The 17,979-nt window shown below is 47.6% G+C and carries 11 protein-coding genes and 1 tRNA gene; 4 read left to right on the top strand and 8 right to left on the bottom strand.

All coding sequences use genetic code 11. The features are described from left to right. Positions 1 to 182: 182 nt before the first annotated feature. On the bottom strand, positions 183 to 4,148 hold the full coding sequence (locus RIM23_RS00080; protein WP_446363360.1) for a response regulator: 3,966 nt from the start codon (positions 4,146 to 4,148) through the stop codon (positions 183 to 185). 608 nt (positions 4,149 to 4,756) lie between these two features. Here RIM23_RS00080 and RIM23_RS00075 point away from each other — a divergent pair. The 3 genes from RIM23_RS00075 (at position 4,757) to RIM23_RS00065 (ending at position 8,072) form a co-directional block, all read left to right on the top strand. Beyond that, positions 4,757 to 4,894 carry a hypothetical protein gene (locus RIM23_RS00075; protein WP_446363358.1) on the top strand — a complete coding sequence of 46 codons (138 nt, stop codon included), beginning with the start codon at positions 4,757 to 4,759 and terminating at the stop codon, positions 4,892 to 4,894. 84 nt (positions 4,895 to 4,978) lie between these two features. Continuing rightward, positions 4,979 to 6,226: a circadian clock protein LdpA gene (ldpA, locus tag RIM23_RS00070; RefSeq protein ID WP_446363356.1), complete on the top strand. Its 1,248-nt coding sequence runs from the start codon at positions 4,979 to 4,981 to the stop codon at positions 6,224 to 6,226. 121 nt (positions 6,227 to 6,347) lie between these two features. Further along, complete coding sequence (locus RIM23_RS00065) at positions 6,348 to 8,072, top strand: R3H domain-containing nucleic acid-binding protein (RefSeq protein WP_446363362.1); 1,725 nt, start codon at positions 6,348 to 6,350, stop codon at positions 8,070 to 8,072. On the opposite strand, the gene RIM23_RS00060 is transcribed toward RIM23_RS00065, so the two are convergent. Continuing rightward, complete coding sequence (locus RIM23_RS00060; protein WP_446363354.1) at positions 8,060 to 8,362, bottom strand: hypothetical protein; 303 nt, start codon at positions 8,360 to 8,362, stop codon at positions 8,060 to 8,062. The genes RIM23_RS00065 and RIM23_RS00060 overlap by 13 nt on opposite strands. Before the next feature lie 432 nt (positions 8,363 to 8,794). Between RIM23_RS00060 and RIM23_RS00055 the strand changes: the two genes are divergently transcribed. Continuing rightward, positions 8,795 to 8,866: transfer RNA gene (locus RIM23_RS00055), tRNA-Gln, on the top strand. Between the two features lie 47 nt (positions 8,867 to 8,913). Here RIM23_RS00055 and RIM23_RS00050 read toward each other — a convergent pair. The 6 genes from RIM23_RS00050 to sat all read right to left on the bottom strand — a co-directional run bounded on the left by RIM23_RS00050 (position 8,914) and on the right by sat (position 17,734). Continuing rightward, entirely contained in the window at positions 8,914 to 9,096 is a 183-nt protein-coding gene (locus RIM23_RS00050; protein ID WP_446363352.1) for a hypothetical protein, read from the bottom strand. Between the two features lie 91 nt (positions 9,097 to 9,187). Then, positions 9,188 to 12,685: an isoleucine--tRNA ligase gene (gene ileS / locus RIM23_RS00045; protein ID WP_446363350.1), complete on the bottom strand. Its 3,498-nt coding sequence runs from the start codon at positions 12,683 to 12,685 to the stop codon at positions 9,188 to 9,190. 117 nt (positions 12,686 to 12,802) lie between these two features. Next, the gene (locus tag RIM23_RS00040) at positions 12,803 to 14,164 is read right to left on the bottom strand and encodes a Ycf66 family protein (RefSeq protein WP_446363348.1); all 1,362 of its coding nucleotides are present in this window, start codon (positions 14,162 to 14,164) and stop codon (positions 12,803 to 12,805) included. A 460-nt stretch (positions 14,165 to 14,624) separates the two neighbouring features. Further along, positions 14,625 to 15,791, bottom strand: coding sequence for an NB-ARC domain-containing protein (locus RIM23_RS00035; protein ID WP_446363346.1), 1,167 nt, complete (start codon positions 15,789 to 15,791; stop codon positions 14,625 to 14,627). A gap of 108 nt (positions 15,792 to 15,899) precedes the next feature. Next, positions 15,900 to 16,379, bottom strand: a complete 480-nt coding sequence (locus tag RIM23_RS00030) for a hypothetical protein (RefSeq protein WP_446363344.1) — start codon at positions 16,377 to 16,379, stop codon at positions 15,900 to 15,902. Between the two features lie 185 nt (positions 16,380 to 16,564). Next, complete coding sequence (sat, locus tag RIM23_RS00025; protein WP_446363342.1) at positions 16,565 to 17,734, bottom strand: sulfate adenylyltransferase; 1,170 nt, start codon at positions 17,732 to 17,734, stop codon at positions 16,565 to 16,567. Positions 17,735 to 17,979 lie beyond the last annotated feature (245 nt).

The following is a 17,979-nucleotide window of genomic DNA, read 5'->3' as shown; positions in this document are numbered from 1 at the left end:
GCCCTGACTACCAACTAGGGCTAAAGCCCTGACTACCAACTAGGGCTAAAGCCCTGACTACCAACTAGGGCTAAAGCCCTGACTACCAACTAGGGCTAAAGCCCTGACTACCAACTAGGGCTAAAGCCCTGACTACGAACTAGGGCTAAAGCCCTGACTACCAACTAGGGCTAAAGCCCTGACTACCAACTAGGGCTAAAGCCCTGACTACCAACTAGGGCTAAAGCCCTTTTCACGGGTTCATATTCAGCGTTAATCTGGGACACTAGCGCCGCTTTCACCTCAACGGTTTCACTCTCCGCCTTGGCTTCTAATTCCTGACACAAATGAGCCAGACGGGTGGCTCCTACCATAGCACTGCTGGACTTCAACGTATGAGCTGTCCGTTCGAGCAGTTCGGTTTGTCCTTGAGTGAGGGCATCAGAAAGGTTTTGTAAGAGTTTCGGGGCTTCCTCTAGATAACGCTTAATTACTTCGGCTAATACGTCCTCTTGATTAAGCATCTCACGTAATTGTTGAAAAATTACGGGATCAAACACAGGTTTATTTGACACATCAAATCCCGCCGCCTTAGCGCTATCCGATGGGGTTGTATCCTCAAGATGTTTCACCGGAATCTCTCTACCATCTTCCAGACGTTCCACCTTCACATCTTTAGAGGCTTTTTTTAACGCTTCAACCAATTCCTCGATGCGGATAGGTTTGCTGATATAATCATCCATACCAGCCTCAATGCACATTTCGCGATCGCCTACCATAGCATTCGCAGTCATGGCAATTATTCGAGGACGTTTCGAGTGAGTATCCCCATTTAAATCCAACCACTCTTGACAAATACGACGGGATGCTTCTAACCCATCCATTTCTGGCATCTGAACGTCCATAAATACCACATCATAAGGCTGACGCCGTAGCGCTTCTAGAACTTCTAAACCATTCCCCGCCACATCGGCTCGATACCCCATCCGTTGCAGCAGATGCAACGCCACCTGCTGATTCACCTGATTATCTTCTGCCAGTAAAATCCGTAGGGGTAAACGTTCACCCATCTTGGCGTCAATGTCTGGCGTTTTGGCGCTGTTGACTTTCACCTTAATCGGTACCCCTGCCATTGCTTGCATCAGCACATCACACAGTTGAGACTGTTTAATCGGTTTAGTCAGAAACCCCGCAAACTTCTGCTTCACATCCGGTTCCTCGACTTGCAACTCACCCAGAGACGACAGCATCACCAGAGGTAGGCTTTGACAACCGGGAAGTTTACGAATTTTCAAAGCCAATGTCACCCCATCCATCTCCGGCATCTGCATGTCTAAAATGGCAAGGTCAAACCGTTCCCCCTGATGCAGCCAGTCTAAGGCTTGAATACCCGATTGCGCCGCATAGCATTCCATCCCCCAAGCTTGAGCTTGTCGCATTAAAATCTGGCGATTCGTCTCGTTATCATCCACAATCAGCAGGCGTTGACCGTCAAGTTCCAACTGACAAACCTGATTACTATTAAGCTGGGTGCTAGGTTCAGCCGGAACCACAACGGTAAAGTAAAAGGTTGAACCCACTCCATCTTGACTTTCTACCCACATTGTGCCTCCCATCATTTCACATAATTGCTTACAGATGGCGAGTCCCAACCCTGTGCCACCGTACTTACGGGTGGTTGAGGAGTCTACTTGACTGAAGGGTTGAAATAAACGGTTTAATCGTTCTGGGGGAATGCCAATTCCGGTATCCTTAACCGCAAATTGAATCCGGTAATGGGGGGTAGCTGCTGAGGGCGTAAGGGATAGGGTGGGAGAATCAGTGCTAGTCTTTGTTTCCCGACGCTCCCATTGCTCATAGTCGAGTTTCTCGGCGCTGAGTGAAACAATCACTTCCCCCGATTGGGTAAATTTAACCGCATTACTTAAGAGGTTAACCAGAATTTGCCGTAAGCGGGTCACATCGCCAACAACCATTCTGGGGGTTTGGGGCGTGATTTGATAGGCTAGTTCGAGGTTCTTATCACTGGCTTTAGCTGCTAATAGATCCAGACAATTTTCAACACAAACTTGCAGATCAAAGGAGGCTTTTTCTAACTCCAGTTTGCCGGATTCAATTTTGGAGAAGTCGAGAATATCATTAATAATGGTGAGTAAGCTATCGCCACTATTGCGAATCGTGGTGACAAATTCCTGCTGCTGATGGGTTAACGGCGTATCCAACAGCAGCCCAGTCATCCCAATCACCCCATTCATCGGCGTGCGAATTTCATGACTCATGGTGGCGAGGAACTCACTTTTGGCACGAGTTGCTGCTAAAGCCACATCACGAGCTTGTGCCAATTCTTGTGAGGCTTGCTGACGCTCAATTTCTCCACCAATCCACTGCGCCATGAGTCTTAAAAGTTCAATTTCTATGTCTTTGAATGGCTTTTGTCGGGATGTGAGACTAGCGAAGCAGAGCGTACCATAGAGTTGATCAGCGACAACCACAGGGACACCAATATAGGCTTCAACTTGGAAAATCTTGTAACCGGGGTGATTGTTCCATTGGCTGGTGCTAGCCGAGAGGATACACAGGGGCTTTTTGGCGTGTAAGATTTCGGCGCAGTAGGTTTGTTTCAGATCAAGAGTGACCCCTGTAAATTTCAAATTATTGGGCATTTGGGCGGCGATGATTTCATAACGCCCATTTTCGGTGTCGATGTTTTCCAGATGAGAGAGGATACCTACATCCAGATTAAACTGGCGGCGTCCCATTGCCAGTAAGTTTTGTAGCTTTTGCTCGAAGTTAGAATTTGGTGTGGTGGTGACTTCGTATAAGGCGCGAATTATGGCAGCATTTTCTCGCAGTTCTTGCTCAATGTGCTTGCGTTGGGTAATATCAATGGCAATGCCTAAAATTGCTGGCGTTGCTGAGCCGGTGACGTAGAAGGGAATGCGGGTGGTTTGCACGATGCGAATGTTACCCTGAGCATCAGTAACCCTTTCCTCTGGGATGTGTTTGGGCTGTCCATGTTGGATAATTTGCTGTTCTTCTTCCCGAATGCGGCGCAGTTGTTCGGGGGATTGAATAAAGTCCTCGTCTTTCTGGTTGAGCAGGTGTTCTACCGTCGTCCCATAAGCATCTGCGATCGCTTGATTAACTAATATAAACTGTCCATCTAGATTTTTGGCGAAAATAAAGTGAGGGACAAGGTCAATGATTTGACGCAGCTTTTGCTCACTGGCTTGTAACTGTTCGGCGGCTTGCTTGCGATCGCTAATATCCTCCACAGATCCTTCATAGTACAGCAGCACACCATTCCCATCCCGCACCGCACGAGTATTTTCACTAATCCAGATAATACTCCCGTCTTGGCGATACACTTGAGACTCGAAACTGGAGACAGCTCCCTGTTGATGAATCAGGCGTTTAAATTCAGCGCGTTGGTTTTGATCGACGTAGAGTTGATGTTCACAATCGGTGAGTCGGCTAATCAGAGCGGCGGGGGAGGGATAACCATAAATCCGAGCTAAAGCCGGGTTAGCGCTAAGATACCGTCCATCGGGGGTAGTTTGGAAGATACCCCAACCCGCTTTTTCAAAGATACTGCGATAGTTTTCTTCGGCTTCAAACAGGGCTTCGGCGACTTGAATACGTTCTTTGATTTCCCGTTCTAATTTCTCATTTACCTGTGTCAATTCCTTGGTGCGCTCATTCACCCGCTCCTCAAGTTGTGCATTTAGGGTACGCACCGCCGCTTCTGCTTGCTTGCGATCGCGGATTTCAATTTCCCGCGCCTGATTTGCGGCTTGGAGTTGAGCGGGGCTCGGTAGCGCTAAGGCTTGGGGAATCAGCGGAATCAGGACTAACGCTGTGTAACAGGAAACCAGAGCCGTAAACGCTTTAATCAACCCCGATATCCAATAATGTGGAAACCAAAGTGTCCAGACTCCCATGATATGAGTCGTACCACAGGCAATAATAAAAGCACCAAATAAGAAAAATACTTTGGGAAACGGAATATCCTGTCGCTGGTTAACAAAGTAAAGCAGGGTAATCGGAATTGAAAAATAAGCCAGGGCGATTAAGGCGTCAGAAATAACATGTAGGGAGACTAAATTCGTTTGCCATAAGTAGCAATGACCGTGGGGAATATACAATAGTACTGGTAACAAATCTGGCATTGTCAGTCCTTTAGTAATCCAGCCGATTTACTCGCTTATTCAAGGGAGTGAATACTCCATGTTGTTTGGCTGTGAGCCGATTGAGGGTAGGGGCGCATAGCGATGCGCCCTGGCTCCATTGATTGGGGGACACCAAGTTCAAGCTGCTGTCGAAACAAAGGAAATCAGGGATAGTTTGATTGAATTCCGTTTCCTGTAGGAAATGGCGCAAGATTAAAAGCTAATGGTAAATCACCCGTTTCTGTCTATTTAGTAGCACAACTTGTCAGAACTCTTTATCCTCTAACATGGAATACTTTATCTATAATAAACATTTTGGCTTGACGAATTAAGCCATTCCCCGCCACATCGGCTCGATACCCCATGGGGTGGCTTTACAGAATCTTTAAGGTTTTCTCCCGGAACTTTACCGAAACTTCATAGATCTCACCCTGGGATTGCAGTAGTCTTTTTAGTGTAGTAGAGAGTTAAGGTTGACTCCGCCAAATGAACAGAGCGGGGTCTTTTTGTGGGAATGAGATGCTTCTTGCATCGCGTCCCTACATTGTTCCTGGGTCAACCGGATTCATTAATGTTACAAAACTTAAACATGAAGCCAATGTAAATTCATGTCTGGGAGGAGAAACAGCGCCATCGGGATTCACCCCCTAGATTTAGGGGAAAACTCAACTCAACTGCCTAGATATGGTGAAATTGACGACTCGAAGGCATCTAAGTCGCGATCGCAGGATAGTTCCCAAGCTTAACTCAAAAGCCTACAGCTTGTTGTCCCATAAGTTTCCTCAGAAACTCCTCTCCCCATTTTTGGCACAAGGATTTAGCATATAAGGGTGACTAAACTGTACAATCCCTTACAATCTCTAAGGGAAGGTAACTGGTTCAAGCTCATCTGCGGCGCCAGTTTTCAGCACCTCCCTGCCGTTCGGAACCTCACCTTGGCGTATACTCTAGCTGGGGCTGATTGTATTGATGTGGCAGCTGACCCCGCCGTCATTGCGGCGGCAAAGACAGCCTTAAAGGTGGCGACAAGCCTGGTAGAGTCCGGTCAAGCACAAGGTATGGGATACCGTAACCAACCCTGGTTAATGGTCAGTTTAAATGATGGGGAAGATCCCCATTTTCGCAAAGCAGAATTTAATCCGAATGCCTGTCCCCCAGACTGTCCCCGCCCTTGCCAAACTATTTGTCCGGCTCAAGCGATTGTCTTCGAGCAACCGCCAACTCAGGCGGAAACTCTCCGCCAGTGGGAGTCAGATCAACCCTTCAACTCCCCTCACTCGCCCCAGGGATTCTCCGGTGTTATCGATCAACGCTGTTATGGCTGTGGACGTTGTTTACCCGTTTGCCCCAGTCAACTCGTATATACTCGATCCTACGTATCCACACCCACAACCCTGGCTGAAGTAATTCTCAAAAACGAAGTTGATGCCCTGGAAATTCATACTCAAGTAGGACATTTTACAGATTTTAAACGACTCTGGGGCGCGATCGCTCCCTGGATTCATACCCTGAAGTTGCTGGCTATCAGTTGTCCTGATGGTGAGGGCTTCATTGACTATCTGTGGGAACTTTACCATCTGATCGCGCCCTTACCTTGTCCCCTAATCTGGCAAACCGATGGTAAGCCAATGAGCGGTGATATTGGTATCGGAACAACTCGAAAAGCCGTGAAGCTAGCCCAAAAAGCGTTATCAGGCAATTTACCAGGGTTCGTGCAACTGGCGGGTGGAACCAATCACCATACCGTCAGTAAACTCAAAGCAGCCGGACTCCTCACCCTGGGAACAACGGAGGAATCTGCGGCTAATCCAGTAAAGCCCTTTGTCGCGGGTGTGGCTTACGGTAGCTATGCCCGGGTATTACTTACTCCGATTTTAGACCAACTCGATCAACACCATGAAGCAAATCATGATATCAATTCCCAATCATTTCCATTATCATCAAGGGCAAACCTGGAAAATGATCCGCAGCGGCTGCTCAAAGCCGTAGCCATCGCCCATTCTCTGGTGTCCCCATTGAAGTCTGTCCCTAAGCCTGTTTTTGCTTTGAGCCAAAATCAACCGGAACTATCCCTTTGACAACCAACAGCGATCGCTCTTTTTCACATACAAGCCTATGGTGAATGCCAACGGGATGAACCCATCCCATCCCCAATCATTATCCAATCAAGAACTATCCAACACCATCAATTTAGCTGGGATGCAGATTACTGAGGATCTCCAAAAGTTACTGGATATTTTGCCCAAGGATATTCGCCAAATCCTAGAGCAACACCCCCATCGCGACAATTTAGACAATTTAATTGAAGTGGTGATGGATTTGGGTCGGTTTCCTGAGGTACGTTTTTCATCTGGCGCCGAATATCTATCAGATACACCCGTCACCGCTGAACAATTAAACTATTGTGTTGAGCGGGTTGGGCATTTCAGTGGAGATAATCGAGCCGGACTGGAGAAAACCTTACACCGGATTAGCGCGATTCGCAATCGTCCCGGCGACATTATCGGGTTAACCTGTCGCGTCGGACGAGCCGTGTTTGGCACTATTGGTATGATTCAAGATCTCGTGGAACGGGGTCAATCAATTTTGATGTTGGGACGTCCGGGTGTGGGTAAAACGACGGCGTTACGCGAAATTGCCCGGGTGCTGGCTGATGATCTGCAAAAACGGGTGGTGATTATTGATACCTCCAATGAAATTGCTGGTGATGGAGATATTCCTCATCCTGCTATTGGTAGAGCGAGGCGGATGCAGGTGTCGCGTCCGGAACTTCAACATCAGGTGATGATTGAAGCGGTGGAAAATCACATGCCCGAAGTGATTGTCATTGATGAAATTGGCACCGAACTCGAAGCCCTCGCCGCCCGCACGATCGCAGAACGGGGGGTGCAGTTAGTGGGTACGGCTCATGGAAACCAAATCGAGAATCTGATTAAAAATCCCACGCTCTCTGATTTAGTCGGTGGGATTCAAGCGGTAACTCTGGGTGATGATGAAGCCAGACGCCGGGGTTCTCAAAAAACGGTATTAGAACGCAAAGCACCGCCCACGTTTGAGATTGCTGTAGAAATGCTGGAGCGTCAGCGCTGGGTAGTACATGAGAGTGTGGCGGATACGGTGGATTCCCTGCTGCGGGGACGTAAACCGAATCCCCAAGTGCGGACAGTGGATGAACAGAATAAGGTGATTATTACCCATGAATTTCCTGATGCGCCCGCACCTTTGGAACGCCATAACCCGTCGGGGTTAGTGGCTAAACCCAGTGGCTGGCGTTCGTCGGGACAGATGCAGCCTCTGTCGCGCTCCTCATCGCCGTCTTCGGCTCAAACGAGTTACTTTGATCAGCTGCTCCATGATTCTTGGCAACAAGCTACCCCCGTTGATGAGGTTGTAGAAACTATTGGACCCAATGGTGAGGATTTGCCCCTTCATATCTATCCTTATGGGGTGAGTCGCCATCAAATTGAGCAGGTGATCCGAGTCCTAAATTTACCCGTTGTTTTAACTAAAGACATGGATAGTGCTGATGCGATTTTGGGCTTGCGATCGCACGTTAAAAGTCACTCAAAACTGCGCTCAATTGCTCGCTCCCGTCAAATTCCCATTCACGCGGTTAAAGCTAGCACCATTCCCCAAGTGACTCGCGCCCTGCGGCGAATGTTGGATATGGATGACCCCGGAACCCCCGATACGGCGGATTTGCGGTTGTTTACCCAAAGTGGAAGTGATGATGAGATTGAGGCGCTCGAAGAAGCACGTTTAGCTGTTGAGCAAATTGTGATTCCCAATGGACAACCCGTTGAGTTACTTCCGCGATCGCCAAAAGTGCGAAAGATGCAGCATGAACTGGTTGAACACTATCGCCTCAAGTCGGATAGTTTTGGCGATGAACCCAATCGCCGCTTGAGAATCTACCCCGCTTGATGGCAAGGGGTAGGGGTGTGGCAAGAGGATAATGTGTAGAGTAGCTCACGAGACTCTTGCTTCACCCGTTCTTCCATCACAGCTTGCTGCAATTGGATAAATGCGGTAAAATCTTCCATATCATATTTATTGACTAAAAGCTGACGCAGTTGCTCTTCAGCTTGCACGGTCAGATAACCGCTCTTTTGTGCTTCTTGTACTATTTCGCGAATTAATCTCATCAGTGAATCTCCAGCGTTAATCGGTAGATGAAAGTCAAGTAAGGTTCGGTGACTGATTGCTCTAAGCAACAGTCATTTTGAGCAAGAGATCTCCGGTAGAGGTTCCCTTGGCTGATTGCATTGTGATAACTTGTTTTATCGTTAAAAAATTACCTTTTTTTAACAAACGTTCACATACATAGTTCCACCCCTGAACATAGCTACAGTTGTCGAACCCCTAACCTGAAGATATGTAAAAGCATCGCTTCACCCTGAATAAAGCAGCCAATGCTTTATTATAGGGCATTTCATCGTCCTATAAAGATTATATTAAGTTTTTAATGGGCGTAGAAAGTTAATGTTGTTTAATAAAGATTGACATTTATATATTATTCATGTATAAGCATGATAAATGATCAAATTGAGCGTTCTGTTCCCTGACCCAGGACAAATCAGCCAATTTTCACAAATCTCTTGACATATTCCTAGGCAAAACTGCTAATATAAGCAAGGTACACACTTTGGGGTGTAGCCAAGTGGTAAGGCAGCGGGTTTTGGTCCCGCCATTCCTAGGTTCGAATCCTAGCACCCCAGTCGCATCTACCCCTATGTATAATCATCTGCCCATCACACCCAGTTCTTCAGAGGGCAGAAGGTTCATTCGTGCTCATCGGTTTGATTCCGGGGATTCGAGAAGAGATGATTTGACGCGATCGCACAATCTTGGAGCGCAGTCTAGTCATCAAAATCGATAGGAGAATCTCCCAAAAACTACAAAATTCCCCCTTGGGTAGAGACGCGCCATGGCGCGTCTCTACATACATGGCGCGTCTCTACATACATGGCGCGTCTCTACATACATGGCGCGTCTCTACATAAATGATGTGTCCTAACCGCTATGGCGCTTGCTATACCTTACCATTGACCCGCTAAAGCCGCCCGACACCGTTCGCAAATCGTGGGATGTTCGGCTATTTTACCCACATAAGTGGAATAGTTCCAGCAGCGATCGCACTTTTCGCCTTCTGCTTTAACCACCCCCACCCAGACGAGATCTGACTGACTGCGATAGTTGACATTTTCCATCCCATCAGGGGAATCCAACACCTCAACTTGGGAGGCTAAAAACAGATAACGTAACTCATCCACCCCGTTACTGAGAACCGTAAACCGTTCGCCTAAAATTCTAGGTTGGGGTTGGGGTAGAGCTGGTGCTGGGGGTGCGGCGGCGGGTTCCACCGTTTCGGTTTCCAGTTGAACAGAAGCTTCACCCCATACCTCTATTTTTAGCGATCGCACCTTCTGAGCTAATTCTCGCCGACTGGGTGCGCGGAGTAAATAGCGATTGATAAACCAAGCACTGTAGCCAATACCCACCAGTTGCAACATATCCGCCAATAAGGGGAGATGTGCGATTGATTCTAATACCGTCGCCGTTACCTTTAGGGTAATGGGTACAGCTAATGCTACCCCCACCGTTAACCATAATCGCTGATTTTCGCTCAAGACTTTACCCAGCGTCACCGATAGATTAGACAAAATCTGATTAGCATTCCACCCCTGTTCCCCTGTCTGTGGGGGGAGCGTTTCCGGTGTCAGTGAGGCTTCTGGTTCCTGTGGAATCATCAGTTCAGGTTTCGGGGTTTGCAGCCACAGGCGCGGAATCCCACTGGGGTTTAATTTCCGCAACTGGTTTCGTAATTGAGCATCGGGGACATAGAGCAACACTTTCGCTTCTAGGGAAGAACCTATCATCTTCTCGGTTCTAGCTTGCTCTAACACCTTATTCACCTCGGTGCGGATATTGCGTAACCTTGTCCACTTCTCTACTAATTCCGGCTTTTTCCACCTCTCATCTAACTGCACCCATCCCGACTCAAACACCGATTTATAGGGTGTCGGGTAGGGTAGGTATTGCCAAATATCTTCGGCTGTATGACATAATACAGGGGCAATTGATCTGGCTAAATTCTCCAGTGCGATCGCTAATACCGTCTGACAACTGCGCCGTCGTACCGAATCCGGGTGACTAATATAAAGACGATCCTTAGCAATATCCAAATAAAAATTCGACAACTCAACCACACAGAAATTCTGCACCGTTTGGAAGAAGCGGAAAAACTGATAACTTTCAAACGCCTCTGTCACATCACCAAACACCTCCGTCATCCGGTGCAGCATATACCGATCAATTTCCGGTAACTTTTCATACGCCACCGCATTTTTGCCCGGATCAAAATCATGGAGATTTCCCAATAAAAACCGTGCTGTATTGCGAATTTTGCGATAAATATCGGCAAGTTGCTTCAGTATACCTTGACCAATAGGGACATCTACTGAATAGTCCACAGACGACACCCATAGCCGCAGTATATCTGCTCCGTAAGGGGGTTCCTGTTTATGGTTCTTCCCCCCTTCAATAATCGTCGCTGGATTTACCACATTACCCACGGATTTACTCATTTTGCGCCCTTGTTCATCCAGAACAAAGCCATGGGTTAATACTGACTTATAGGGCGCACAGCCATTTGTCGCCACACTGGTGAGTAAACTGGATTGGAACCAACCCCGATGTTGATCCGATCCTTCCAGGTACATATCCACCGGATAGGATAATTCCTCACGCGGCTGAACAACTCCCGCCCAAGAGGAACCAGAGTCAAACCAGACATCCATGGTATCTGTACCTTTGCGGTACGTGCGACCATTATTCTGGTAGGCTTTGGGCAATAATTCAGTCACCGACAGTTCCCACCAGGCATCAGACCCTTTTTCCGCGATAATCTCTTGTACATGGGCGATGGTTTCTGCCGTCAGCAGGGGTTCATTAGTTTCCTCGTCATAAAATACGGGAATCGGTACACCCCAACTCCGTTGGCGAGAGATACACCAATCAGAACGTTCCGACACCATGGCGGTAATCCGGTTTTCTCCTTGGGGAGGAATCCAATTCACCGACTTAATCGCCTGCATTACCGCCTCACGGAAACCATCCACCGAAGCAAACCACTGTTCCGTCGCCCGAAAGATAGTCGGTTCTTTGGTGCGCCAATCGTAGGGATATTTATGCACATAGTTTTCCTCTTTGAGGAAAGAACCCGCCTCTTTCAGGGCGTCAATCACCGCAGGATTGGCATTTCGCAACACATTTAACCCAGCAAAGGGTCCCGCCTCGGCGGTAAAGTCCCCATTTTCATCCACGGGGGAGATGATCGGTAAATTGTAGCGCTGACCCACGATATAATCTTCTTGACCATGACCAGGTGCGGTATGGACTAATCCGGTTCCCGATTCCGTGGTTACATAATCACCACCGATAACAATCGGACTTTCCCGGTCAAATAGGGGATGACGATAGGTGCAATGTTCTAATTCTTTCCCTTTCAGAGTGGTTTTAACGGTTAGATTTTTGTCCAGAGTTTGACAGAGGCGTTCCACTAATTCCGCCGCCACGATTAGGTATTTAAACCCTTCGGCTTCCGTCTCTGGGTTGGCTGATGCTTCAGCATCAGACATCTGTTCCTCTGGAACTGGGGCAAAGCCTTTTGCCCTTGTCTGACTTGGCTTCGAGGATTTGTCAGTATCCTGACTTGGCGATTTTTGAGACAATTCCACAACCGCATAAGTCAGTTCTGGATTTACCGCCACCGCCAAGTTACCGGGAATTGTCCAGGGGGTTGTTGTCCAGATGGCGACACCTAAATCCACTAAATAGGGTTTTAGCCTAGCTTCCACCGCGTCTGTGGCTTTAGTCAGGGGAAATGCGGCATAAAGACTGCGGGAGGTATGTCCTTCTGGATATTCTAACTCCGCTTCGGCTAGGGCGGTTTGGGAACTTGGGCTCCAATGAACGGGCTTCATTCCCCGATAGATATAGCCTTTTAGCACCATTTGACCGAAGACGCCAATTTGAGCGGCTTCGTATTCAGGGGTTAAGGTAAGATAAGGATCGTCCCAGTCTCCCCAAACGCCATACCGTTTAAACCCTTGGCGTTGTTCCTCAACGGTTTTTAGCGCAAATTTTCTTGCCTTGCGCCGCAGTTTTATCGGGGTTAGGGCTTGTCTGTCTTCTGGGTCCATTGCTTGCAGGACTTTCAGTTCAATGGGCAAGCCATGGCAATCCCAGCCGGGAATGTAGCGAACTTTATACCCTTGCAGCAGTTTATATTTATTGATGATATCTTTAAGAATTTTATTTAGGGCGTGTCCCATATGTAGTGCCCCATTCGCGTAGGGGGGACCATCATGCAGGACAAAAATATCACCGGGATTCGTCTGTGACAGTCGCTGATAAATTTGTTGGTCTTGCCAAAATTGTTGCAGTTCCGGTTCCCGTTTGACCGCGTTTGCCCGCATATCAAATTGGGTTTGGGGCAGATTTACGGTGTCTTTGTAGGATTTAGCTTCTGTCACAGTTCGACCTGTTGGCTAGTGGTTGTACTTAGATTGTGGGGATATTTCCCGATTATCCCTTTTTACAATAGGGAGCGTTCTATATCCCTACATTATGGGTGAGAATTTGCCATCATTTCAACTGATTGGGGGAGGATTTTCTGAATCTGGGGATTGTCTGGTTTGGGGATCACCTTCACCAATGGGTTCAGCGGGGGGCGATAATGGCGCTTCTGGGGCAATGTCTGCGACTGGGATGTCTTCGACTGCTGAGGATTCAGGTTCCGCCGATTGGTTCGCCGCGTCTACCTGTTCGGGTTCAGGGGGATTGGGACCCATGAGGGGTTCGGAGTCGATGAGTTGAGTCTCCTGGATGGTAAGTTCCTCTGGGGTTTCTGGGGGTTGGGTGTCTTGGTTTTGTGGGAGTTCCGGTTCCGGTGGCTGTGTTTGTTCCCCGAAGGTAGTGTTAACAGTTTGGGTTTCTTCGGCTGCGGCTGTCTCTTCTATATCCTGACTCGGAGTTGGAGACTCCTGGAATAGGGTGTCTGGCTGAGTGAATTCAGGGATTTCTGGTTCGGGTAATGTGGAGGTATCTTCTGGGAATGTCTGAGGTTTGTTGGTTTTAGCGGGTTTCGATTTACGTTTACCTAAGAGATTATTGAAAAAGCCGCTAATTCCCTGGCGTTGTTTGGGTTGTTTCTTTCCGGGTTTTGCGGGTGTCTTGGCTACAGGTGTCTCAGTTAAGGTTTGTTCTTCTGCGGGTGTTTCGGCTACAGGTGTTTGAGTTAAGGTTTGTGCTTCTGTAGATATCTCGGCTACAGGTGTTTCCTCTGGCGCAAATTCTTTTATCGGTTCTGGCGCTGTTGTTTCCTCAGCCGGTGTTTCTATAAGTTCAGTTGGCGTCGTTTCCACTGTTTCCATGACTTCAACGGATTCGGTGATATCCGCCATTACGGGTTCTTCTGGGGTTTCCTCGGTTACTGCTGTGGGAGAAGCTAGGGGGATATCGTTTTCTTTAGAGGGAGGTTGTACCTGTTCAGTTATCTGGGTAACTGTCTCGATTTCTGTCTCTGAAACGACTGGTTCAGTTATGGGTTCCGGTTCAGTCGCGACTGGGGTTGGCGTCACTGGCTTTTTAGTGAACACACGGGCGACGGGTTGAATAACTGCGCTTTTTCCCAGTTGGAATATGCCAGAACGGGCTATTTTTTTCTGAACCTGGGGCGAAATTTCCGTTTGGGCTTCGGGTAAGGCTAACTGTCGCCGCATGATCAGGGTTTGCCAGCCTAACCACCCCAACAGAGATACACTAGCGATTTGACTCAGGAGTACCGCCCCAGTAATCCTTCCCCCACACACCCACAAGACGAGGGCGTAGAAAAATCCGACGCCACTCCAGAAGAAGTCGCTTTTGCGGTGGACTTCGGGAAAAAAGAATGCTGCCATGTAATAGGCAAAGCTACCAAGACCGATAACTAACGCGAGGATGTATGGCAACATTAGGCGGGTACTCCTTGACTCAGACGTTCATTGTAGATGGTATGGGGTTCATGGCTTATTCAGTCTAGACCGATGAACCCTATCCCTATTTTCAGCAGTTAGAGTGCGATCGCGCCAAGTCAATTGTAACGAGATGTTACAAACACCCTTTGTTCGCCCCGTTATCAGCAAACACGGTAGGGGCGGGTTTTACTACTATCGTTTCTGACCTAACAACAGATGTAACTAAACCCGCCCTGACTGAGTTCAAGAGTTTTGCTTATACATAAAATGTAACGATGTACGCCAGTTTGTAGTAGGCACTAAAGTACCTTAATCTTTCATTTGTCAGCATCGGAATTATATTTTTTAAACGCAGAGGACGCAGAGGGAAACGCAGAGGTTCGCAGAGGAGTTGGCAGGATTTGAGGGGAATTTGTAGGGGTTTCGAGAAGTAAACTGAAATGATATGATAGGTGGTCTATCTGTTCACTTGTTTGTCATGGGTGCTGACGCAGACGCTTGACGAGTTTATCGCCCGTTGATGCGTCTGAGTTAAATCTTCCGCTTTGTACTTCGCATACTCCTGAATCAATGGCTGAAAATTAAACCATCGTCTTCCATCTTTATCTATCTCTTCCTGTAATAGGGAACGCCTCACCAACTGACGCAAATCTTGTTCAATACTTTTGGTATCGAGTTTTCCCATTTTAGATCCCCCCAACCCCCCTTCAAAAGGGGGGCTAAAAGAATCTAGAGAGGATTTTTCTTGCTTATCTTGAGGTTGAGATTCCCCTAACTCCTGTTCAAAAGAGAGACTATGAATCTGTGCCAGCGCCATCGCTGAATTAAAGGGAATTCGATAAACACATACCCCCAATACCAATCGCTGCATTCTCTGGCTAATCCGCCTAAAACTCTCATCCAACACCCGCCGCATCCAGATATCAACTTTACCCCGATGCAAGCCTTTTAAATTCTCATCACTTAATAAATGGGATATATCCGCCAACCCATAACGCTGCAAATACCGAATCTGCGGATCGAATTCTTCCTCTTGTAATAAAAACCCAGCCACCAGCGTTAATAATAATGGATGTCCCTCTACCTTCTGGGAAAACTCGACTAATTCCTCATCTGTTCCCCGAATTCCCAACACCTGTAATAATGTCGCCCCTTCCACGGGTTCTAATCCCGGTAAGGATAACCATTGACATTTTATCGGCGGTAAATCAAACCGTTCCCGCGTTGTTACCAGTACGACACTTTTCTCGCCACATTCCAACCAGTCATAGAAAAACTGCCGATAGGATTCATCGCGAATAGATGTATTCTTGTTATCCCCATCCTCAGATTGCAGCAGGGTTTCTAGATTATCCATCACCAGCAAATACTGCCCCTGACGCAGATGATTGACTAATGCATCCCCCAGAGATTTTTCGGGTATCGCCTCGATGGTTTCCGGAGATACTCCAAATTTCAATAAGACTCGCCGCGCTAACTCGGTAAACCCGATACGGCTAATATCTGCCCAAACTTTATCCTCAAATTCTGTACTATCCTCGTCGTAAATCTTAGCCGCGAGAGTCGATTTTCCTAACCCACCGATACCCGTAATTCCAATTAACCGAGTCTTCCCATCCGCCATCCAATCCCCAATGGTTTGGCGTTCTAACTTTCGCCCTTGCCAATTATCGGTACTAGGGCGGATTTCATCTAAATTGGGTGGGGTGCTGCGCTGATTTTCTACCAGTAGTCAGTAGTTGTTTGTGGTATCTCCGTAGTTGTTTGTGGTATCTCCGTAGTTGTTTGTGGTATCTCTCCCGCCAATTCGCCCAATCGAGTCGGCTTGAATATCGCTCATAATATCCCCTGTGGTGTCAGCTTTCACTTCAACCGTGCGGTTGCTGCGATCGCTCTTTTGATTCAGAGTCCGCTGATCGGCTATACTACTGATATTCACAACCTGTCCTGCCAGACGTTGCACCTCTTGGGCAAAGGCGGTATCTTGGTTCATCACCGCTTGTAAATACTGTGTCACCCGGGCTAAGTCAGATTGAGAGCCCTGTTGGGCGGCTGCGATCGCGCGATTTGCATCTGGATTGCTTGACAATTTGCGCTTTATAGTATCTCGCAGTTTAATAATTGCGCCTTCTGTTGCCTTACCCACCCCGGTTTCGATAACCGCACCACATGGGATTTTGGCAGCTTCTACGACGAGTAATTCTGGTATCATAGCTGAAGCGAATGGTAATAGTTTCTATTACATTTTTAGCGTATCCGTGAACGTAAGTGAAATAGCTGGTAGGGGCGCACTGACGTGCGCCCAGAAAATTCACGCCCCGTGCGCCTAGAAAATTCACTTAGGCTTAGCCAAGGAAACTTAATAAAATTTTAGGCTAAAGCCCTTACTACAAACGACTATTCTACCTTCATCGCCTTGGCTAATTCCGCCGCAACTAAAGGGCGAGAAAACTGCGGCGGTGGTAATTCCCCTTTACGCAACAATTCCCGTACTTTAGTTCCTGATAAATGAATCCGTTGATCTGGAGTGCTAGGACTTGTCTTGGCTGTTGCCATTGTCTCCGTCACTTCGCAGTAAAAAGCGTGTTCAAATTTTAGCGGAATAATCCCCAACTCATCCGGCTCAAACTCCTCAAAGATATGTTGAGCATCGTAGGTTCCATAATAGTCACCCACACCCGCATGATCTCGCCCCACAATAAAATGAGTACAACCGTAATTCTTACGCACGATCGCGTGGAAAATGGCTTCCCTGGGACCGGCATAGCGCATAGCGGCTGGGTTAATCGCTAAAATTACCTGGTTTTTAGGGAAATAGTTATCCATCATAATTTCATAGCAACGCATCCGCACATCGGCGGGGATGTCATCGCTTTTGGTTGCACCCACTAAGGGATGCAGGAATAAACCATCAACTATTTCTAAGGCGCACTTAATGATATATTCATGGGCCCGGTGGATGGGATTACGAGTTTGGAAACCCACTACCGTTTTCCATCCCCGTTCCTTAAATAACGTCCGAGATTGAGCCGGATCAATTTGATACTTAGGAAACAGGGGATGGGGATACCGTTGTAATAACCAAACGGGACCCGCTAGATTTACATCCCCTTGGTTATAAACCACCTTGACACCCGGATGCTTCTCCTCATCCGTGCGGTAAACATTCACCGCTTCCCGCTTTTTATCATAGCGATATTTTTGCGTGAGTTCTAAAACGCCGACAAAGCGCCCATCCTGATCATCCAGACGCACTAAACTGCCTTCCTTTAATGGTTCAGCAATGTCCTCATTAACGGATAGAGTAACTGGGATAGACCAAGGTAAACCGTTCGCCAGACGCATATTATCCACGACTGACTCATAATCCCCTTGCTCCATAAACCCAGTCAAGGGACTAAATCCACCAATCGCGATTAAGTCTAGATCAGATGCTGCCCAGGCATCAAGTTGCACCCTGGGTAAGGAATCCGCTTTCTCCAAAAATTCCGAGCGCTGTTGTTCTGAGGCAATGCGATTGATAAGTTGACCCCCATGAGGGGCGATTCCATCCGAATGCTTACTCAATGTCTTTCCCTTTATGCGTCAACTGCACCTCTAAAATAATCTGCTTTATGGGTTCAGGGCAATTATTCGTCTTATGTCATACTCACTCCCGAAAAGAAGCAAGCTACCTTGACACTCCCCGCCCTATAAGTGCGGGGATTCTTAGTTCCGCGACACACCTTACAATTATCTATCCTTGCGGCAATACTTAAACCAAACACCCGTAGAAAACTACCAAGTATTGAGCCTAATTTAGATAACTCCAG

The sequence above is a fragment of the Coleofasciculus sp. G3-WIS-01 genome (genome assembly GCF_040223135.1).
In the GTDB taxonomy this organism is placed as follows: domain Bacteria; phylum Cyanobacteriota; class Cyanobacteriia; order Cyanobacteriales; family Coleofasciculaceae; genus Coleofasciculus.
The sequence above is the reverse complement of the archived record's forward strand: the minus strand, read 5'-3'. Positions and strand labels throughout refer to the sequence as shown.

Excerpts from the sequence above, each read along its gene's own strand:
- RIM23_RS00080 (WP_446363360.1), bottom strand. The coding sequence starts at position 4,148 with ATGCCAGATTTGTTACCAGTACTATTGTATATTCCCCACGGTCATTGC.
- RIM23_RS00075 (WP_446363358.1), top strand. The coding sequence starts at position 4,757 with ATGTCTGGGAGGAGAAACAGCGCCATCGGGATTCACCCCCTAGATTTA.
- RIM23_RS00065 (WP_446363362.1), top strand. The coding sequence starts at position 6,348 with ATGCAGATTACTGAGGATCTCCAAAAGTTACTGGATATTTTGCCCAAG.
- RIM23_RS00050 (WP_446363352.1), bottom strand. The coding sequence starts at position 9,096 with ATGTATGTAGAGACGCGCCATGGCGCGTCTCTACCCAAGGGGGAATTT.
- RIM23_RS00040 (WP_446363348.1), bottom strand. The coding sequence starts at position 14,164 with ATGTTGCCATACATCCTCGCGTTAGTTATCGGTCTTGGTAGCTTTGCC.
- RIM23_RS00035 (WP_446363346.1), bottom strand. The coding sequence starts at position 15,791 with ATGGCGGATGGGAAGACTCGGTTAATTGGAATTACGGGTATCGGTGGG.
- RIM23_RS00030 (WP_446363344.1), bottom strand. The coding sequence starts at position 16,379 with ATGATACCAGAATTACTCGTCGTAGAAGCTGCCAAAATCCCATGTGGT.